The 15495-nt window shown below is 66.7% G+C and carries 13 protein-coding genes; 3 read left to right on the top strand and 10 right to left on the bottom strand.

All coding sequences use genetic code 11. From position 1 onward, the window contains the following. Positions 1–52: 52 nt before the first annotated feature. Positions 53–820: an FHA domain-containing protein gene (locus tag JGU66_24095; protein MBJ6763864.1), complete on the top strand. Its 768-nt coding sequence runs from the start codon at positions 53–55 to the stop codon at positions 818–820. A gap of 53 nt (positions 821–873) precedes the next feature. Here the strand turns inward: JGU66_24095 and JGU66_24090 are convergent, their stop codons facing one another. Then, a complete protein-coding gene (locus tag JGU66_24090; GenBank protein ID MBJ6763863.1) occupies positions 874–1236 on the bottom strand; it encodes a TraR/DksA C4-type zinc finger protein in 363 nt (120 codons plus the stop codon). A 126-nt stretch (positions 1237–1362) separates the two neighbouring features. Here JGU66_24090 and JGU66_24085 point away from each other — a divergent pair, with 126 nt between their 5' ends. Then, positions 1363–2244, top strand: a complete 882-nt coding sequence (locus JGU66_24085; protein MBJ6763862.1) for a DNA integrity scanning protein DisA nucleotide-binding domain protein — start codon at positions 1363–1365, stop codon at positions 2242–2244. A gap of 71 nt (positions 2245–2315) precedes the next feature. On the opposite strand, the gene JGU66_24080 is transcribed toward JGU66_24085, so the two are convergent. The 6 genes from JGU66_24080 to dnaK form a co-directional block, all read right to left on the bottom strand. Then, positions 2316–2882, bottom strand: coding sequence for a hypothetical protein (locus JGU66_24080; protein ID MBJ6763861.1), 567 nt, complete (start codon positions 2880–2882; stop codon positions 2316–2318). A gap of 18 nt (positions 2883–2900) precedes the next feature. After that, complete coding sequence (locus JGU66_24075; GenBank protein MBJ6763860.1) at positions 2901–5183, bottom strand: VWA domain-containing protein; 2283 nt, start codon at positions 5181–5183, stop codon at positions 2901–2903. A gap of 50 nt (positions 5184–5233) precedes the next feature. Next, positions 5234–7753: an AAA family ATPase gene (locus JGU66_24070; GenBank protein MBJ6763859.1), complete on the bottom strand. Its 2520-nt coding sequence runs from the start codon at positions 7751–7753 to the stop codon at positions 5234–5236. 62 nt (positions 7754–7815) lie between these two features. Beyond that, positions 7816–8223 carry a DUF393 domain-containing protein gene (locus tag JGU66_24065; protein ID MBJ6763858.1) on the bottom strand — a complete coding sequence of 136 codons (408 nt, stop codon included), beginning with the start codon at positions 8221–8223 and terminating at the stop codon, positions 7816–7818. 25 nt (positions 8224–8248) lie between these two features. Further along, on the bottom strand, positions 8249–9115 hold the full coding sequence (locus tag JGU66_24060) for a hypothetical protein (protein ID MBJ6763857.1): 867 nt from the start codon (positions 9113–9115) through the stop codon (positions 8249–8251). Between the two features lie 255 nt (positions 9116–9370). Then, positions 9371–11281: a molecular chaperone DnaK gene (gene dnaK, locus JGU66_24055; protein MBJ6763856.1), complete on the bottom strand. Its 1911-nt coding sequence runs from the start codon at positions 11279–11281 to the stop codon at positions 9371–9373. A 399-nt stretch (positions 11282–11680) separates the two neighbouring features. On the opposite strand from dnaK, the gene JGU66_24050 reads away from it, so the two are divergent. Continuing rightward, positions 11681–12766, top strand: coding sequence for a hypothetical protein (locus JGU66_24050; GenBank protein ID MBJ6763855.1), 1086 nt, complete (start codon positions 11681–11683; stop codon positions 12764–12766). 45 nt (positions 12767–12811) lie between these two features. On the opposite strand, the gene JGU66_24045 is transcribed toward JGU66_24050, so the two are convergent. The 3 genes from JGU66_24045 to JGU66_24035 form a co-directional block, all read right to left on the bottom strand. After that, on the bottom strand, positions 12812–13573 hold the full coding sequence (locus tag JGU66_24045; protein MBJ6763854.1) for a methyltransferase domain-containing protein: 762 nt from the start codon (positions 13571–13573) through the stop codon (positions 12812–12814). Between the two features lie 88 nt (positions 13574–13661). Further along, positions 13662–13967 carry a DUF493 domain-containing protein gene (locus JGU66_24040; protein ID MBJ6763853.1) on the bottom strand — a complete coding sequence of 102 codons (306 nt, stop codon included), beginning with the start codon at positions 13965–13967 and terminating at the stop codon, positions 13662–13664. Positions 13968–13999: 32 nt separating this feature from the next. Then, positions 14000–15319, bottom strand: coding sequence for a PhoH family protein (locus JGU66_24035; protein ID MBJ6763852.1), 1320 nt, complete (start codon positions 15317–15319; stop codon positions 14000–14002). Positions 15320–15495 lie beyond the last annotated feature (176 nt).

Genomic DNA, 15495 nt, shown 5'->3' with positions numbered 1-15495 from the left:
ACGCGTAGTGCCCCCATCGTCGGCCCACCCCTGCTAGAACGCGGAGACTCCCATGGACGCCGTGGAATATTGCCCCCGCTGTGACACCGAGAACCCTCGGGACGCCACCGTGTGCCGCGCCTGCGGCTCGCCGCTGCGTTCCGGCACGATGGTGATGGCCGTCGCGGCCGTCTCCTCCCGGCCTCAAGTCTCCATCCGCGTCGTGCGCGCCGACGGCGGCCCCGAGTCCCTCGTGCGCATGCAGCGCGACACGCTCACCTGCGGGATGCAGGCGGACATCGCCCTCAACGATGATCCGTTCATCATGCCGGTGCAGGCGCGCTTCTTCTTCTCCGGCTCCCGGCTCGCGGTGGAGGACGTGGGCGGCGCCAACGGCGTCTTCGTCCGCCTGCGCCAGGAGCGCGAGCTGCCCACAGGCGGCGAGCTGCGCCTCGGACGTCAGCGCATGGTGCTGGAGCCCATCCCCGCGCCCGCCCTGGGCCCCGGAGGCACCCAGGTCTGGGGCTCACCGGATCCGGGCTACCGCCTCCGCCTCGTGCAGCTCCTCGAGGGCGGCCTGCGCGGCGCGGCCTTCCCCCTGCGCGAGGGGGACAACCTGCTGGGTCGAGAGCAAGGCGAACTCACCTTCCCCACGGACGGCTTCGTGTCCGGCCGGCACGCCTCACTCACTGTGAGAGGGGATCGACTCATGGTGCGGGACGTGGGTTCGTCCAACGGCACCTTCATCCGGCTGGCGGGCCCCACGTTCGTGGACAACGGGGACCACTTCCTCATCGGACGTCAGCTGCTGCGGGTCGAGATTCAAGCCGCGGCGGCCTGAGCCTCGAGGCGGGGCCGCACGGTGCATGGCGCCGCGCGGCCCCAACGTCCTGCTCACCCGTACGACTTCTCCTTCTTCTCCTGCTCCTCCTTGCAACGGATGCACAGGGTCGTCACGGGACGCGCCTCCAGGCGCTTGGGCGAGATGTCCTCCTCGCAACGCTCGCAGATGCCGAAGGTCCCGTCCTCGATGCGAACGAGCGCCTTCTCAATCTTCTGCAGGAGGAACTTCTCCCGGTCACGCAGGCGGAACACCATCGACTGCGCGTACTCGGAAGACGCCAGGTCGATCTCATCCGGCAGGTCGTCCGTATCGAAGGAGGACTCCTCTACCAGGGTTTTCTTGGCGCTCTCGATCAGGCTCGTCTTGCTGTCCTCGAGCATCTTCTTGTAACGCTTGAGATCTTTCTGGTTCACAGCGAGTGCTCCGGTGCGGCGAGGGGAAGAGGCCCTACCCTCAAAAAAAGGGCCCGAAAGCTTTATTCATGCGGTGGGCAGTGTCAAGGTGACCTGACCCGGATCCGGCGGTAACGGAGGGACAGCTTGAGCGAGAACACGAAGTTCGATCGGGAATTCTTGCGCTCGGTCCTCGCGCTGGCCGGCAAGCCGGACGTCGATCACTTCCTCTACATCTGCGACACGCCCATCCCTACTGAGGAACTCCGGGGAAGGCAGGCGCGCAAGAAGCTCGTCTACGCGGTAACCCTGGACAAGCTCGCGCAGGAACTTCTGGCGAAGAAGTTCCGAGCCCTGGTGATTCCCGCCTATGACTATTCGCGGACAGAGCGAGTGAAGGTGGCGCTCGTGTCCGCGCTCTCCCAGGGAGCGTTCAAGGAAGGCGATCTCGTCTTGTGCATGACGGGGAAGGTAGGACGCCCCCCTGACACGCTCATGCAGATGCGCATCGGAGGCTCCCTCGATGACCGGCTGGCCATCGAGGGCGTGAAGCTCGGGGAGGAGTTCAACTCCCAGGTCGTGGACGCCCTCATCCAGCTCGCGCTCCAGATTGGCCAGGAGGGCTTCGAGGGTCACCCCATCGGGACCATCATCACGATTGGCGACCACACGACGGTCCTGGAGAAGAGCCGCCAGATGACCATCAATCCATTCCAGGGCCTGTCCGAGGCGGAACGGAACGTGCTGGACCCCAAGATTCGCGAGGCCATCAAGAACTTCTCCGTGCTCGATGGCGCGTTCGTCATCCGCGAGGATGGTGTCGTGCTCGCGGCGGGGCGCTACCTGTCGGCCACCGACGACTCGGTGAAGATTCCCTTGGGGCTGGGAGCACGCCACGCGGCCGCAGCCGGCATCACCTCCACCACGGACTGCATCGCGCTGGTGGTCAGCCAGACCTCGGGCGCGGTCCGCCTCTTCAAGGGCGGCAACATCGTCCTCGAGCTGCACCAGACGGCGCGCCGCACCTGATCCACGCGCCGCGGGATGGAACGCGCCGCCCGGAACTCACGGACGGCCCCGCGCCCCATCCTCCCGAGGAGTCAATCCGCGGGCGTCCGCTCTGGGCCGGAGCGCTGCTCCTCTCGGTAGATCTCCGCCAGGGCGTGCGCCTTCTCGACCTCGTCGCGGGCCGCTTCGAGCGCGAGCACCTGCTCGAAGCGCTGCACCCGTGCCCGCAGCGCCTCGGTGACGACACCACCCGCCGCGATGCGCGCCGAAGCACTCTCTCGCTCCGAGCGAAGCTCCACCACGCGAGCCCCCAGCTCCGCCGCGGCCTCGAGCAACAGCCGGGAATCCTGCTCCACGCGTTCGAGTGAGGCGCGCGCGGCGGCGCGGAGCTGCTCGGCCTGAGCCCGATCTCGCTCCAGCACCTCCACCCCGCGCGCATCGCCCCGGGTCTCCGCCGTGAGCCGTCGCGAGGCGATGTCCTCCAGCCGGCGGGTGTATCGCTCCACGGAGCGACTCAAGTCCCCCTTCAAGGCCAGCAGGGTGGCCGCCGACTTGCGCACCTCCGAGCCCTGGCGCTCCAGGCCCTCGATGAGCGAATCGAACGTGGCCAGCGGACTCACCGGCGCCACAGGCGCCTTCTTCTTCCAGAAACCGAACATGGCGCTCCCGCGACGAGCCTATCCGAATGGCCGACACAACAAGCGGACCCGCGCGAGGGCCTCGGCCACCGGCTGACCACCGGCCGACAGCACCGTCAGGTAGCGCCCCGACGAGAGCCCATAGACCGTGAGGAGGTGCTGCAAGAGCACGACGCTCTCAGTCGCGCGCTGGTCCGCGGGAGCGAGCGAGGCCGCCTCCGCCAGCGCCTCCAAGATGTCCCGCACCCGAGCAACCGTCTCCGAGCCAGGCAGCTCGCCCGAGAGCGACCGCGCGGGATGCTCGGGGAACAGCGCGTCGAACGATGCCTCCACGGCCACGACCGCTGGCGCATCCCGCTTGGCCGCCACGGCCTCCAGCGCCTCCAGATGCGGGGCGAGCGCATCCAGCGCCTCGGCGGTGGCCTCCACCTCGCGAGGAAGCAGCGTGTGCCAGGGCGTGTCGAACTCGGTGCGGGCCCAGCGGATCTCCTCATCCGAAAGCTGGTGATAGAAGGCGCGCCCACCCGCGGCCCGCTGCTCCAGGACCAGGGACTTGAGGTCGGGGTTCTCTTCTCCCAACGAGATGAAGCTCAGCGCGATGTCGAGCGCATCGATGGGCGCGCGCATCCGGCGGATGAGTTCGAGGTCCACCCGGTCCTCGCCATCGGTGACCAGGACCACGGTGGCCCGAGCGAGATAGGGGTCCTTGCCCTGCGCGGCTCGGATGGAATCGAACGCGGACAGCAGTGCCAGCGAGATGTCCGTCTGCCCCTCCGCGGGCGAGAGACGGAACAACTTCTCAATCTGCCGAGTCGCCTCGCTCGACGTGTCCACGCGGGCCAACTCGGTGGGAATGTCGTTGAAGAAGCTGAAGTAGATGGGGTCGAAGGGCTCGCCGCGCCGGGCCTTCACGCGCAGGTTGTTGAGCTCCGCGATGATGAGGGCGTCGCGGAACCGAGCACGCGCGCCATGCATGGACCCGGACGCGTCGCACACGTAGACGCGAACCGCGGTGCGCTTCACCTTCTTCGAGCGGCGGGGAGGAACCTCCTCCAGATACGCACGAACGAGCTGTCGGTGCGCCGCGAGGTCATGCAGCAACAGCCGTGGATCCGTGACGACGAAGTGCTGCACGTCGTGCAGGCTGCCCGTCGTCTCGAAGCTCATCCGCTGCGTGGGATAGGGCACGCGACGAGGCTTCGGCCGAGCCGAGGCAGGAGACTCCTCGACCACCTCGGCGGACAGCGTGTCCTCGACGTCAAAGTACCGAGCACATCCCGCGGCAAGCTCGAAGGTCGCGAGCTGCTCTGGCTTCAGTGAGAACGCCAGGTCCGCGAGGAGATCATCCGCGCCCCCCAGCTCTTTCCGCCCCTCCGGGGACACAGGAGTCTCGCGAGGGGCCTCTCCCAACCATCGAGAGAGCGTCTCCCGCTCCGCCTGCTCGACCATCGTCGTCAGCTTCGACTCCGCGGGCAGGAGAGGAACCAGAGCCCCACGAGCCACCGCGGCGAGCTGCGCATCCCCAGCCTCCAGCGCGGTCTCATACAATCCCCGCAGCGCCGAGTACGCCACCCGAGGTTCAGTCCGAGCCCGCGTGCGCACCTCCTGAATCAGCTCGCCCAACGAGCGCGTGACGGGGCCCATCCGAACGCGCTCACGCGCCTCTGCCACTTCATTGCGCAGCGCCATGCCTCGCTCGCGGTCATCCTCCAACCCCAGCCGGAGCAACAACTCATGGGCCACGTCGAGATCGCGCCGCTTCTGCGCCACATCACTGACGTTCGAGCGAGCCCGCTCCGCGAGAACCTCGGCGACCGCGAGGCGTGCACTCGCCGGCGGGCGAACGTACGAAGTCGACGCTGCGCGCGGGAAGACTTCGAATGCCTCATTCCCTTCACGGGTCGTGGCTTCGCGAGAAAACAACTCAGCCACTCTCACAGCGCGGGCCAGCTGAACGAAGCCGCGCTCGATGGCCGTAAGCGCTCCGTCAGGCAGTTCCCGAGCACGGTGCGAGCGCTCCGCGCGAGCCACGCACTGAGCATACTCGTCGAGGGCTTCAGCGGCACGTCCCTCAAGTCCCTGGGCCAGCGCCCCCGCCCTTCCCCGCTTCACCCCCAGACGACGCAACAAGCGCGCATCCGCCGACGTGTGCACCCCGACGCGATCCAACGCCTTGTCGAGCGCACTCAGCACCGGCAGCGACAGGTCCTCCGGACCTCGAAGCCTGCGACCCAACAGCGCCCACGGCATCGCTCCGCCGGCAGAAGGCTGCCGCAGCGCATCCACGCGCGAGCGCAACTCGGAGAGTCGACGCGAGAGCACGACTCAGGCCCCTTGCCCGTCGACGGCGCGGTGCACTCGTCGAAGCGAAGTCATGCCGCGGTCCGCCGCTCCAGGACGTGCCGACTGAACTGGCCGAACTCCTCATCCATGCGCTTCAGCATCGCGACCAGCTCGCGCGCCCGACCGCCTACCTCGCCCGAGATGCCACTCAGCACCGCGAGCGCGGCCTGGAGACGAACCAGCTCCCCCTCCTTCAATGCCAGCAACGGGAAGCGGCTGCGCACGAGCCGGTCGAAGGTCCGTTCCGCATCGGTGCGCTCAGTCAACGACTCAGGCGGCGGAAGCACCGAGAGGAGTTGCGACAACCACCCCCGCAAGTACGTGACCCGAGACGCAAGGAAGACAAGCTCCGCCCGCGCGACGGCGTCGCGAACGCTCTCGGAGAAAGTCTCACCCGAGGCGACTCCATCGGTTGGCGCGAGCAGTCCCTCCAGTCCGATCAGGGCTGAGAACTCACCTTCGAGCGCCCGAGCAGACACTTCCTCGCGATAGTGTGCGTACGCATCGCCGTTCAGTGCCGAAGCGGGAGCAGGAGGAGTGCTCGCGGGCTGTCGCGCCAAGGAACCAGCATGCTCACGGATGCGCATCTCGATGAGTTCGCGGCACTCGGTGATGAGCGCCTCGGGAGCCACGCCCTCACGGCGAAGGTTCTCGGTGACGGACTGGAGCGCGCGAGCGTATTGCTGAAGCCGATCGAACGGCGTCGACCCCAGCACTTCACGCGCATAGGCCACGCCGAGTGGCCGAAGCAGTTCCTGTTTCAGCCCTGGCTGGCTCGCATCGAGCGACAAGAGCGACTGATCAATCTGGGTGAGCCGGCGCGAATCGGCCGTGAGCGCATCGAGCGGATCCTTCCGCGCTCTCTGAGGCTGCCCTTGATAGGCCACGACCACCCGTCGCCGCAGCGCCGTGACGACCCGCTTTCGCGCCACGCTGTCCGCCTCACGGAGACGGATCTGGGCCTCTGGAAGCCCTTCCATGAGAATCGCCGCGAGTTCGCTCGTCATCCCGAACTCTTCTTCCAGGTTGCTCGCGAGCCCCACCACGCTGTCGACCTTGAACCCATCCTCGAAGGCCAGCCCTTCCGCGGCCAGTGCCCACAACTCGAGCGCCTGCGACAGAAACCGAGCCGTGAATGCGCACAGGTTCGGAAAGACGGATTGCAGTTCGGGAACAGCTCGGCACAGCGCGAGGACGTCACGAACCGCGGCCAACAGCGGCATGCCCATTCGCCCCTCGCCGGGAGCAGACATGCCGCGAGCCAGCCGCTGCTCTGTCACAGCAACGAGCGAGCGCGCTGCGCCCAGGAGTGGGGTCCGGTTCTGCGCATGGCGAGGCCCTGGAACAAGCTTGCCCAACAGGCCCTTCGCCGTGAGCGAAACCGCCGCCGGCTGCCACGCACGTCCCAGGGACTCAACGCTGGCGGCATCCTCGCTCGCGGCCAGGGCCGCAGCCTCTCGCTCCAAACCACCGCCCAACTCTTGACGCACCTGGGCCAGTGCATCATCGAAAGCGCGCTGCTCAAGTCGGACAATCTCCAACTGTGCCCGCTCGCGAGGATCCACCGAGGCCTTGAGCAACGCCTCGGTCTCGGCGCCATGCGGCCCGCCCAGCAAGAAGAACCATCGCAGGGCATCCAGGTCCTCTACCGTTGCTTCCAGCGCCCGGTCCGGGCGCCGGTAGATCTGATCGCGCACCACCGCAGCCTTGAGGGCCCACATCGCCTTCACAATGGAGCGCTGCGAGAAGTACTTGGTGGGCACGTAGTCGGGGAGCTTGGAGACTTGCGCGACCAGCACGCGTTCCAGCGCATCCGCCAGCAGTTCCACGCCCTCCAGGACATGGCCTGGAACGGTGACTCGCTCCACTTGCGCCTGGAGCATGTCCAGTTGCTGCAAAGTCAGAGCGGCCTTCAGGTCGGGCCGAGCCCCGCCAACGAAGCGCTGCAACATCGCCGCCCGGCTCTCTCGTCGGGCAAACGCCTTCGGGACGAAGCAGATGAAGCTCATCCGGTCCGCGAACGCCAACAAGAGCTCGGGAGACTGAGCAAGGACCTCGGAGAGGTACCGATTGCTGGTCATGATGACGCATTCGGTCCGCCCGACCGTCACGCGCCTTCCGTGCTTCAGCTCCCGCTCGTACAGGACGTTGAGGATGGAGCGCAGCAGCATGTCCCGGCCATCGAACACCTCGTCGAGGAAGGCATGCACCGAACCCAGCATGCCCTCCTCGGTCAGGTACTCCGTCCGGCCCGTCTCCGTGAGCACCTTGAAGTCCACCGGACCGATGAGGTCCGCCTGCACGGTCGACTCGGCGATCTGCTTGGAAAAAAGCGATGGGAGGCCAGAGGCCTCGTCCGTGATGCGGCCCAGCACCGAGCTTGCGATGGCGCTCTTGGCCGTTCCCGGAGGCCCCACGACGAGCACATGCTCTCGACACAGCAGCGCCAGCTCAATCTGCGTGAGGACCGCCTCGCGTTCGAGGAACGTCTCTCTGAGTTCACCAAAGAAGCGACGAAACGCCTGGGCAGCCTGCGGGTACGTCGACATGAGAGGAGTCACGGGGCGTCTGGAGCAACGTGGAGGGCGGCATGGTAGCCGCCCTCCTCCGCCTATTTGAAGTGCACCGCACAACTCCCATCCGAGCACTGCCGCCCGGCGATTCGAAAGCGATACCGCGCGAAGACCCGGTAGGCCATGTCGATGACCTGCCGCAGACCGGGCACGTAATAGACGTACAGCAAGCGCCCCAAGGGGCGACGGCCCAGGGCACGCACAATGGCCTCGGCTCCTTCGACCACCCGACCATCCGCCTGGACCAGTTGCATGGCCCGCTCGCACCGATCCGCCGAGATGCCAGGGAATGAGTCCAGAACACCTTCGTCCCGAAAGGAACGCAGCTCCGTTCCCTGGCCTCCGAGCAGCCGCTTCATCTCCCGCGCTGCCCCACTGCAGATGCGGCAATGCCCGTCGTAGAGGACGACATCATGGCCTGGCGCCGTCGTCTGAAGTCGCGTCATGGACCACCTCTCCTGGATGGATATGTCAGCGCGCCCGCAGCATGTCATGGAGCTTCCCGTGCACGCTGCGCCAGATGTCATGCTGCCGTTCAATGGGGTCCATCAGCTTGAGCCCCACGCTCGTGGCTGGGGAGCTACCCTGGAAGGCTGAGTACTGGCGAACACGCGTGCCGCCCCGACCGTCGTCCTCGAACACGAAACGGTTGGTACCGCGCAGCGGATGGCCATCCAGGGTGGTGATGTGCACCGTGCGTTTCTGAGCGTCGAGGTGCACGGAGATGGGTGCCCACACCGGGGGCATCCCTTTCTCCTCGAGGAACAACTTGGCGCCATCCGCCAAGGAGGTCGTGGCCGGGCGCAGGACGATGCCCGCCGCGCCAAAGAGGGCGTTGGGCTCGCGCACGAACGTCCGATAGGCCGTCTCCGCCGACACACCCGGAACCACGCTGGCATAGTCCGTCAGCGACGTTGGCGCCCCAGCGATGGGCGGGCTGGGCTCCAACATCTTCAGATGCTGCCGCGCGTACGCATCCACCGCGGCGCCACCGCGCAGGAGTTGGCTCGCTGCGGCCGCTTCCGATTGCATCGCCGTCAACGCGCCCTGTTTGGCCTGCTCACGCAGATTCCCCGTGGGCCGGGGCGGAAACATGCCACCAATCGCGAAGTCGAACTGATTGCCCTCCCCAGTCCGAGGCCTCTCGGCTCCACCGGTCGCAGCCTTCGGATGGGGCATCTCGCCTCGAAAGACTTCCACGGAGTTCCGAACCGAGTCGCTGCGTTCCGACACGGAGCTGCTTGAGAAACCACGCAGCGATGAACTCGGCACGGGCACAGCGTCAGCCGGTGGCGTTTCCGGCAGCACAGGGTTGGTCGACGACTCGATACGGGACATGTCAGGCACCTTCGAGACAACGAGGTGCCGGCCCACGTTGCAGCGCGAGGACCACCGCCCCCGAGAGCGAAATCAAGGGGTTGTCACGCTCGGACGTCCAGGCCCTCGCACGACCGTCTCGCTCGGCGGAAGCAAGCAGAGCAACCGCGCACAAGCGCTCCAAGAACACGAAGGCCGGCGCCCTCGAGGAGGACACCGGCCTTCAGCTCAGCTCAAGCGCGAGCCACGCGTGGCTCGACGATGGTGCTCAGCGACTCAGGACTGACGGAACTCCGCATCCACCACGTCGTCCTTCTTCGCGCCCTGCTGGCCACCAGGAGCGGCCTCAGGCCCCGCGTCCGCACCCGGCGCGCCCTCGGGGCTGCCACCCGTGGCCCGGTACATCGCCTCAGCCGCCTTGTAGCTGGCCTGCTGCAGCTTATCGAGCGCCGCCTTGATAGCGTCCTTGTCCTGGCCTTCGCGGACCTTGTTCAGCTCCGCCACCGCCTCCTCGATGGACTTCGTCACGTCCGGACCGAGCTTGTCCTTGTTCTCGCGGATCATCTTGTCCGCGGCGTAGGACTGGCTCTCGGCCTGGTTCTTGACCTCCACCAGCTCGCGACGCGCCTTGTCGGTGGCCTCATTGCTGCGGGCGTCGTTGACCATCTTCTCGACCTCGTCCTTCGCGAGACCAGACGAGTGGGAGATGGTGACCTTCTGCTCCTTGCCCGTCGCCTTGTCCTTGGCGGTGACGTTCAGGATGCCGTTCGCGTCGATGTCGAAGATCACCTCGACCTGGGGCACGCCGCGCGGCGCCGGAGGAAGGCCCGTCAGGTGGAAGCGGCCGAGGCTGCGGTTGTCGACCGCCATCTCGCGCTCACCCTGGAGGACGTGAATCTCCACCTGGGTCTGTCCATCCGCCGCCGTGGAGAAGGTCTCCGACTTGCGCGAGGGAATCGTGGTGTTGCGCTCGATGAGCTTGGTCATCACGCCACCCAGCGTCTCCACGCCCAGGGACAGCGGCGTGACGTCCAGCAGGAGGATGTCCTTCACCTCGCCGGAGAGCACACCCGCCTGCACCGCGGCACCCACCGCCACGACCTCGTCGGGGTTCACCGAGCGGTTCGGCTCCTTGCCGAACAGCCGCTTCACGGCCTCCTGGACCATCGGGATGCGCGTGCTGCCACCCACGAGAACGACCTCGTTGAGGTCCTTCGCCTCCAGCCCCGAGTCCTTGAGACACTTGCGGCAAGGCTCCAGCGAGCGCTCGACGAGCTTGTCGATCATCGCCTCGAACTTCGCGCGCGTGAGCTTCACGTTCAGGTGCTTGGGACCCGACGCATCCGCCGTGAGGAACGGCAGGTTGATCTCCGTCTCCATCGCGCTCGACAGCTCGATCTTCGCCTTCTCCGCCGCCTCCTTCAGGCGCTGGAGCACCATCTTGTCCTTGGAGACATCGAGCCCCGTGTCCTTCTTGAACTCGGCGATCAGCCAATCCATGATCGTCAGGTCGATGTTGTCGCCACCGAGGTGCGTGTCGCCGTTGGTGGCGAGCACCTCCACGACGTTCTCGCCCACCTCGAGGATGGAGATGTCGAAGGTGCCGCCGCCGAAGTCGTAGACGGCGATCTTCTCGTCCTTCTTCTTGTCCAGCCCGTACGCGAGCGCGGCGGCCGTCGGCTCGTTCACGATGCGGCGAACCGTGAGACCCGCAATCTCACCGGCGTCCTTGGTGGCCTGGCGCTGGGCGTCGTTGAAGTACGCCGGAACGGTGATGACCGCCTCGGTCACCTTCTCGCCCAGGTAGTTCTCCGCGGCGCGCTTCAGCTTGAGCAGCACCTGCGCGCTGATCTCCGGCGCACTGTACTGCTTGCCGTCGATCTCCACGCGAGCATCGCCGTGCTGGCCCTTGGACACCTTGTACGGAACGAGCTTGGCCTCGTCGCCCACTTCCTCGTACCGGCGCCCCATGAAGCGCTTCACGGAATAGATGGTGCGCTCCGGGTTCGTGATGGCCTGCCGCTTCGCCACCTGACCGACCAGGCGCTCCCCGTCCTTCGTGAACGCGACCACCGAGGGCGTGATGCGGCTGCCTTCCTCGTTGACGATGACCTTGGGCTCGCGACCCTCCATGATCGCGACCACGCTGTTCGTGGTGCCCAGGTCGATCCCGATAATCTTGCCCACGGTTGCTATCCTCCGGAAATGACTGCGGTTTTCCTACAAAGTCCTGATGTACGCCCAACGTAACCACCCACCCCTCGGTGTCAAACGAGCGAGGGGATTTCCGATCCTCCTGGTGGGAAGGTGGGGCTGGTGAAGGCGTCGCGCAGTCCACATCGGCGGGTTCGTCCCCCACGTCACCCGCCCGCCACCTTCACGGAACGGGTGCGTAACGCGCTCTACACCGCTGTCACCCGCCGGTAGCAACCCAAGCCCTCTCCGATGACCAGCGAACCTCGCAACCCGCTGGAATCACAGTGAGTCCCACCCGCTAACGCCCCGCGTCAGCGACTGGCGAGAAAACTGCACAAAGGGGCGAGCGTCGCGTCACGAGCCTCCCTGCCCCCCTCCTTGGAGCCCATCATGATGGTTCAGCCCCTCCGCTCTCCGGACCTCCGTCGAGCCCCCGCGGCCGAGTCCGAGCCGAAGGTCGCGGTCATGCTGAACGCCAACGCGCGCAAGGTCGACGCCCGGGTCGTGAAGATGCTGTCCCACGTGGTTCCGGAGCAGGACCTGTTCCTCTCTCGCTCGGAGCTGGATGCGCGCCGCATCGCCCAGACCGTCCTGGAGCGCGGGTACCCCACGGTCTTCACGGGTGGCGGCGACGGCACGTTCATGGGCTTCGTGAATGAGGTCCTCCAGCAGGTGGGGCCTCGCGGACGGTTCGCGGGGCAGCAGGCGCCGCGCTTCGGCATCCTCAAGCTGGGAACGGGCAACGGCATCGCCGCGCACGTGAATGCCTCGGGGGCTCGCGGCGACGGCATCCTGAACGACGTGCTCCGCGCGCGTGCGGGAGAGGTCCCCGGTCACCGCGCCATGGACCTGTTGCTGGTGGATGGCCAGCGGGCTCCGTTCGCGGGCCTGGGCGTGGATGGGAAGATCCTCAACGACTACATCTGGGTGAAGGAGAGCCTGGGCAAGGGCATGCTCAAGAGCGTGCTCACCGGCGGTGGCGGCTACTTCTCCGCGGTCGCCTTCAAGACGGTGCCCTACTACCTGACGGGCTCCGTCCAGGTGGAGTGCGAGGTCATCAACGGCGCCTCCGAGGCCTATCGCATCGGACCGGACGGGCGTGACGTGGGCGAGCCGCTCGCCCCCGGCGCGGTGCTCTTCCGTGGCGAGGTGATGATGGCCGCCGCGGGGACCATGCCCTACTACGGCTATGGGTTCCGGATGTTCCCCCATGCCAGCGCGCGGCGGGGCTTCATGCAACTGCGGCTCGGCCAGGTGACCCCCACGCAGGTCCTCACCAACCTCCACAAGCTCTGGAACGGTCGGTGGAACCACGAGGGCATCCACGACTTCCACACTCAGGGCGCCACCATCCGGTTCAACCGCCCCATGCCCTTCCAGGTGGGTGGGGACGCGGCGGGCTACCGCGACGAAGTGACCCTGGCCGTGGCGCCCGAGTCCATCGAGTTGCTCGACTTCCACGGCGCCATGCAGTGAGGCACCGGGCCTCCCGCCCCGAGCTTCGGGCGGGAGCAGCCCAGGTCAGCCGCGATCCCTTGAGGCCGGCGGCTTCTCCCCCGGCTCCTTGCGGCGGCCCACGACGAAGGCATAGCTCGCCCCCGTCCGGCCATTGTGCTCGCGATGCAGGGCCAGCTCCGCGCGCGGGCGAGCCGCCTCCTCAGCGGACATCTCTGCGAGGTGGGCTTCCATCTCTTGGTAGAGCGCGTCCAGCTCAGAGTCGTGGAGCGTCTCGGCGGCCTCGGGCTCGAAGCCAGCGGACTCCATCGTCTGCATCAGCTCGCGCGGGACCAGCAACGGAGCACCGAGCCGCTGCTCCCAGAAGTCGAGGGCTGCCTTGGGCGCGTGCCGCCCCACCCGGGCCGGATAGGTAAAACCGAGCCGGCCTCGCTTCGCCAGCAGCGGGCGCAGCCGCCCCAGTGCATCCGTCAGCGCGTAGGGCACTCGCCCCGCGATCAGAATGGCATTGAAGCTCGCCTCGGGAAGGTCCAGCGCGGTCAGTGAGACCTTGCGAAGCTCGACCCGCTCCAGGACGCCGCGAGCCAGGGCTTGTTCTCGCACGGAGGCAAGCAGGCCATCGTCCGTGTCCGCGGCCACGACCGCGCAGTTCAGCTCTTGAGCCAGCAGCAGGGCCGCGCGACCATCAGGACCCGCGCCCAGCACCAGGACACGTGATCCCGGCTCGAGCTGCGCCACCTTGGCGAACCGGCGCGTCGCCTCATCCGTGCCGAACGCGCGCTGGGCGCTGGCGGGTTGATACAGCGGGAAGTGCACAGCGAGGCTCATGTGGTTCCCTCTTATACCCACCCCGGCTGGACTTCCAGCCGGGGACCACCCGAGCCGACCCGCGACAGGCGCCTCCACCCTGCCCGCCTCACAGGTAGTAGACGATCCGCTTGTCCTGGTGGAGCTGGGCGTAGATGGAGCGCCGTTGCTCCTCGGAGAGCAGGTACACCGAGACGCTGAGCGACACGTACTTGCCCTTGCTGCTGGGCTGCTCGTGGATCGAGTCCGGAGAGATCTCCGACCCCATCATCCGCCGGAAGAGTTCACGGACGTGCTCGGCGAAATCGGGAGCCTGAGCCCCCATGACCTTGAACGTGTAGACCGACGGGTACTCGATGAGCGGCTTCTTCTCCTCGTCGGGAGGAACTGGCGACTCTGGGGATTCGTTCTTCATGAGGCTCTCGATGCGTGGCGGCGAACGGCCCGCTAGAGGAGGTTCGCCGCGAGCTCTGCCAGGGCGCTTCGTTCACCCTTGGCCATGGTGATGTGACCCGCGATCTTCTCGCTCTTGAACCGGTTCACCACGTGAACCAGTCCGTTGTTGGTCGCGTCCACGTACGGGTTGTCGATCTGGAACGGGTCGCCCGTGAGGATGATCTTCGTGTTGTCACCCACGCGGGTGATGATGGTCTTCACTTCGTGCGGCGTGAGGTTCTGGGCCTCGTCCACGATGATGTACTGGTTGGGGATGCTGCGGCCGCGGATGTACGTGAGCGGCTCGATCTCCATCAACCCCAGGTCCAACAGCTCGTGGTAGCCGCGGCCGGCCTTCTTGTCCGCGCGGCTGAGGTTCATCAAGAACTCCACGTTGTCGAAGATGGGCTGCATCCAGGGATTCAGCTTCTCCTCGACGCTGCCGGGCAGATAGCCGATGTCGCGTCCCAAGGGGAAGATGGGCCGGCTGACGAGCAGCTTCTGGTAGAGCCCCTCCTCGGTGACCTTCTGGAGCCCCGCGGCGATGGCGAGCAGTGTCTTGCCCGTGCCCGCCTTGCCGACGATGGTGACCAGCTTGATGTCGTCGTTGAGCAGCAAATCCAAGCAGAAGGCCTGCTCCATGTTGCGCGGCCGGACGCCCCAGGTGCCCTCCTTGCTCTGGCGCGCCAGCGGGACGAGCCGCCCCTTGAGGCCGTGGAAGCGCGCCATGGCGGTATGGGAAGGATTCGTCTCGTCCTTGAGCAGCACCAGCTCGTTGGGGAAGAGGCGGTCGGCCTGGGCGATCTCCTCCTCGGCACCGGGGCGGTAGAGCTGATCCACCTGGTCTCGCGGCGCCAGCAGCTCGGTGAAGCCGGTGTACAGCTCGGTGATCTCGACCCGCTCGGTGTCGTAGTCCTCGGCGATGAGGCCGAGCGCGTCCGCGCGGATCCGGAGGTTCGTATCCTTGGTGATGAAGACCGCCTGGGTCTCCGGCTCCTTGCCCATCAGGTCGATGGCCACCGCGAGGATGCGGTTGTCCATCAGGTTGCTGTCCGCCATGGAGAGCGGCAGCTCGCGGGACGAGAAGCACACGCGCAACATGCCTCCGTGCGGCAGCGGCACCCCCTCCTTGAGCGAGCCCTCCGCACGGAACGAATCGAGGTAGCGCGCCACCAGGCGGGCGTTGCGCCCCAGCTCGGAGAGATCGCGCTTGAACTGATCAATCTCCTCGATCACGTAGATGGGGATGATGACGTTGTTGTCCTTGAATCCGTAGATGCTGCGGGGATCGTGAAGCAGGACGTTCGTGTCGAGGATGAAGTTCTTTCGCATCGTGGGTGGCGCGACCTGACGAGGTTCGGGTGCGACCGCTGACGGCGTGCGACGGGGGTGAGAGTCCAATATAGGCTTCGCCTCACGAGGAAGCAGCCGCCTTCCCGTCCGAAAGGCGAGCTGTCGGAAAGTCCACGCGGCAGGAGTGCCGCGTTCGGGCTCCCTAGGTTGAACGC

This window comes from Myxococcaceae bacterium JPH2, from assembly GCA_016458225.1.
In the GTDB taxonomy this organism is placed as follows: Bacteria; Myxococcota; Myxococcia; order Myxococcales; family Myxococcaceae; genus Citreicoccus.
Note: the sequence above shows the minus strand (reverse complement) of the source record. Positions and strands in the feature narration are given on the sequence as shown.

Bases quoted from the DNA above. Each gene is read 5' to 3' on its own strand.
- JGU66_24095 (MBJ6763864.1), top strand. From the start codon at position 53: ATGGACGCCGTGGAATATTGCCCCCGCTGTGACACCGAGAACCCTCGG.
- JGU66_24080 (MBJ6763861.1), bottom strand. From the start codon at position 2,882: ATGTTCGGTTTCTGGAAGAAGAAGGCGCCTGTGGCGCCGGTGAGTCCG.
- JGU66_24070 (MBJ6763859.1), bottom strand. From the start codon at position 7,753: ATGTCGACGTACCCGCAGGCTGCCCAGGCGTTTCGTCGCTTCTTTGGT.
- JGU66_24065 (MBJ6763858.1), bottom strand. From the start codon at position 8,223: ATGACGCGACTTCAGACGACGGCGCCAGGCCATGATGTCGTCCTCTAC.
- JGU66_24060 (MBJ6763857.1), bottom strand. From the start codon at position 9,115: ATGTCCCGTATCGAGTCGTCGACCAACCCTGTGCTGCCGGAAACGCCA.
- JGU66_24050 (MBJ6763855.1), top strand. From the start codon at position 11,681: ATGATGGTTCAGCCCCTCCGCTCTCCGGACCTCCGTCGAGCCCCCGCG.
- JGU66_24045 (MBJ6763854.1), bottom strand. From the start codon at position 13,573: ATGAGCCTCGCTGTGCACTTCCCGCTGTATCAACCCGCCAGCGCCCAG.
- JGU66_24040 (MBJ6763853.1), bottom strand. From the start codon at position 13,967: ATGAAGAACGAATCCCCAGAGTCGCCAGTTCCTCCCGACGAGGAGAAG.
- JGU66_24035 (MBJ6763852.1), bottom strand. From the start codon at position 15,319: ATGCGAAAGAACTTCATCCTCGACACGAACGTCCTGCTTCACGATCCC.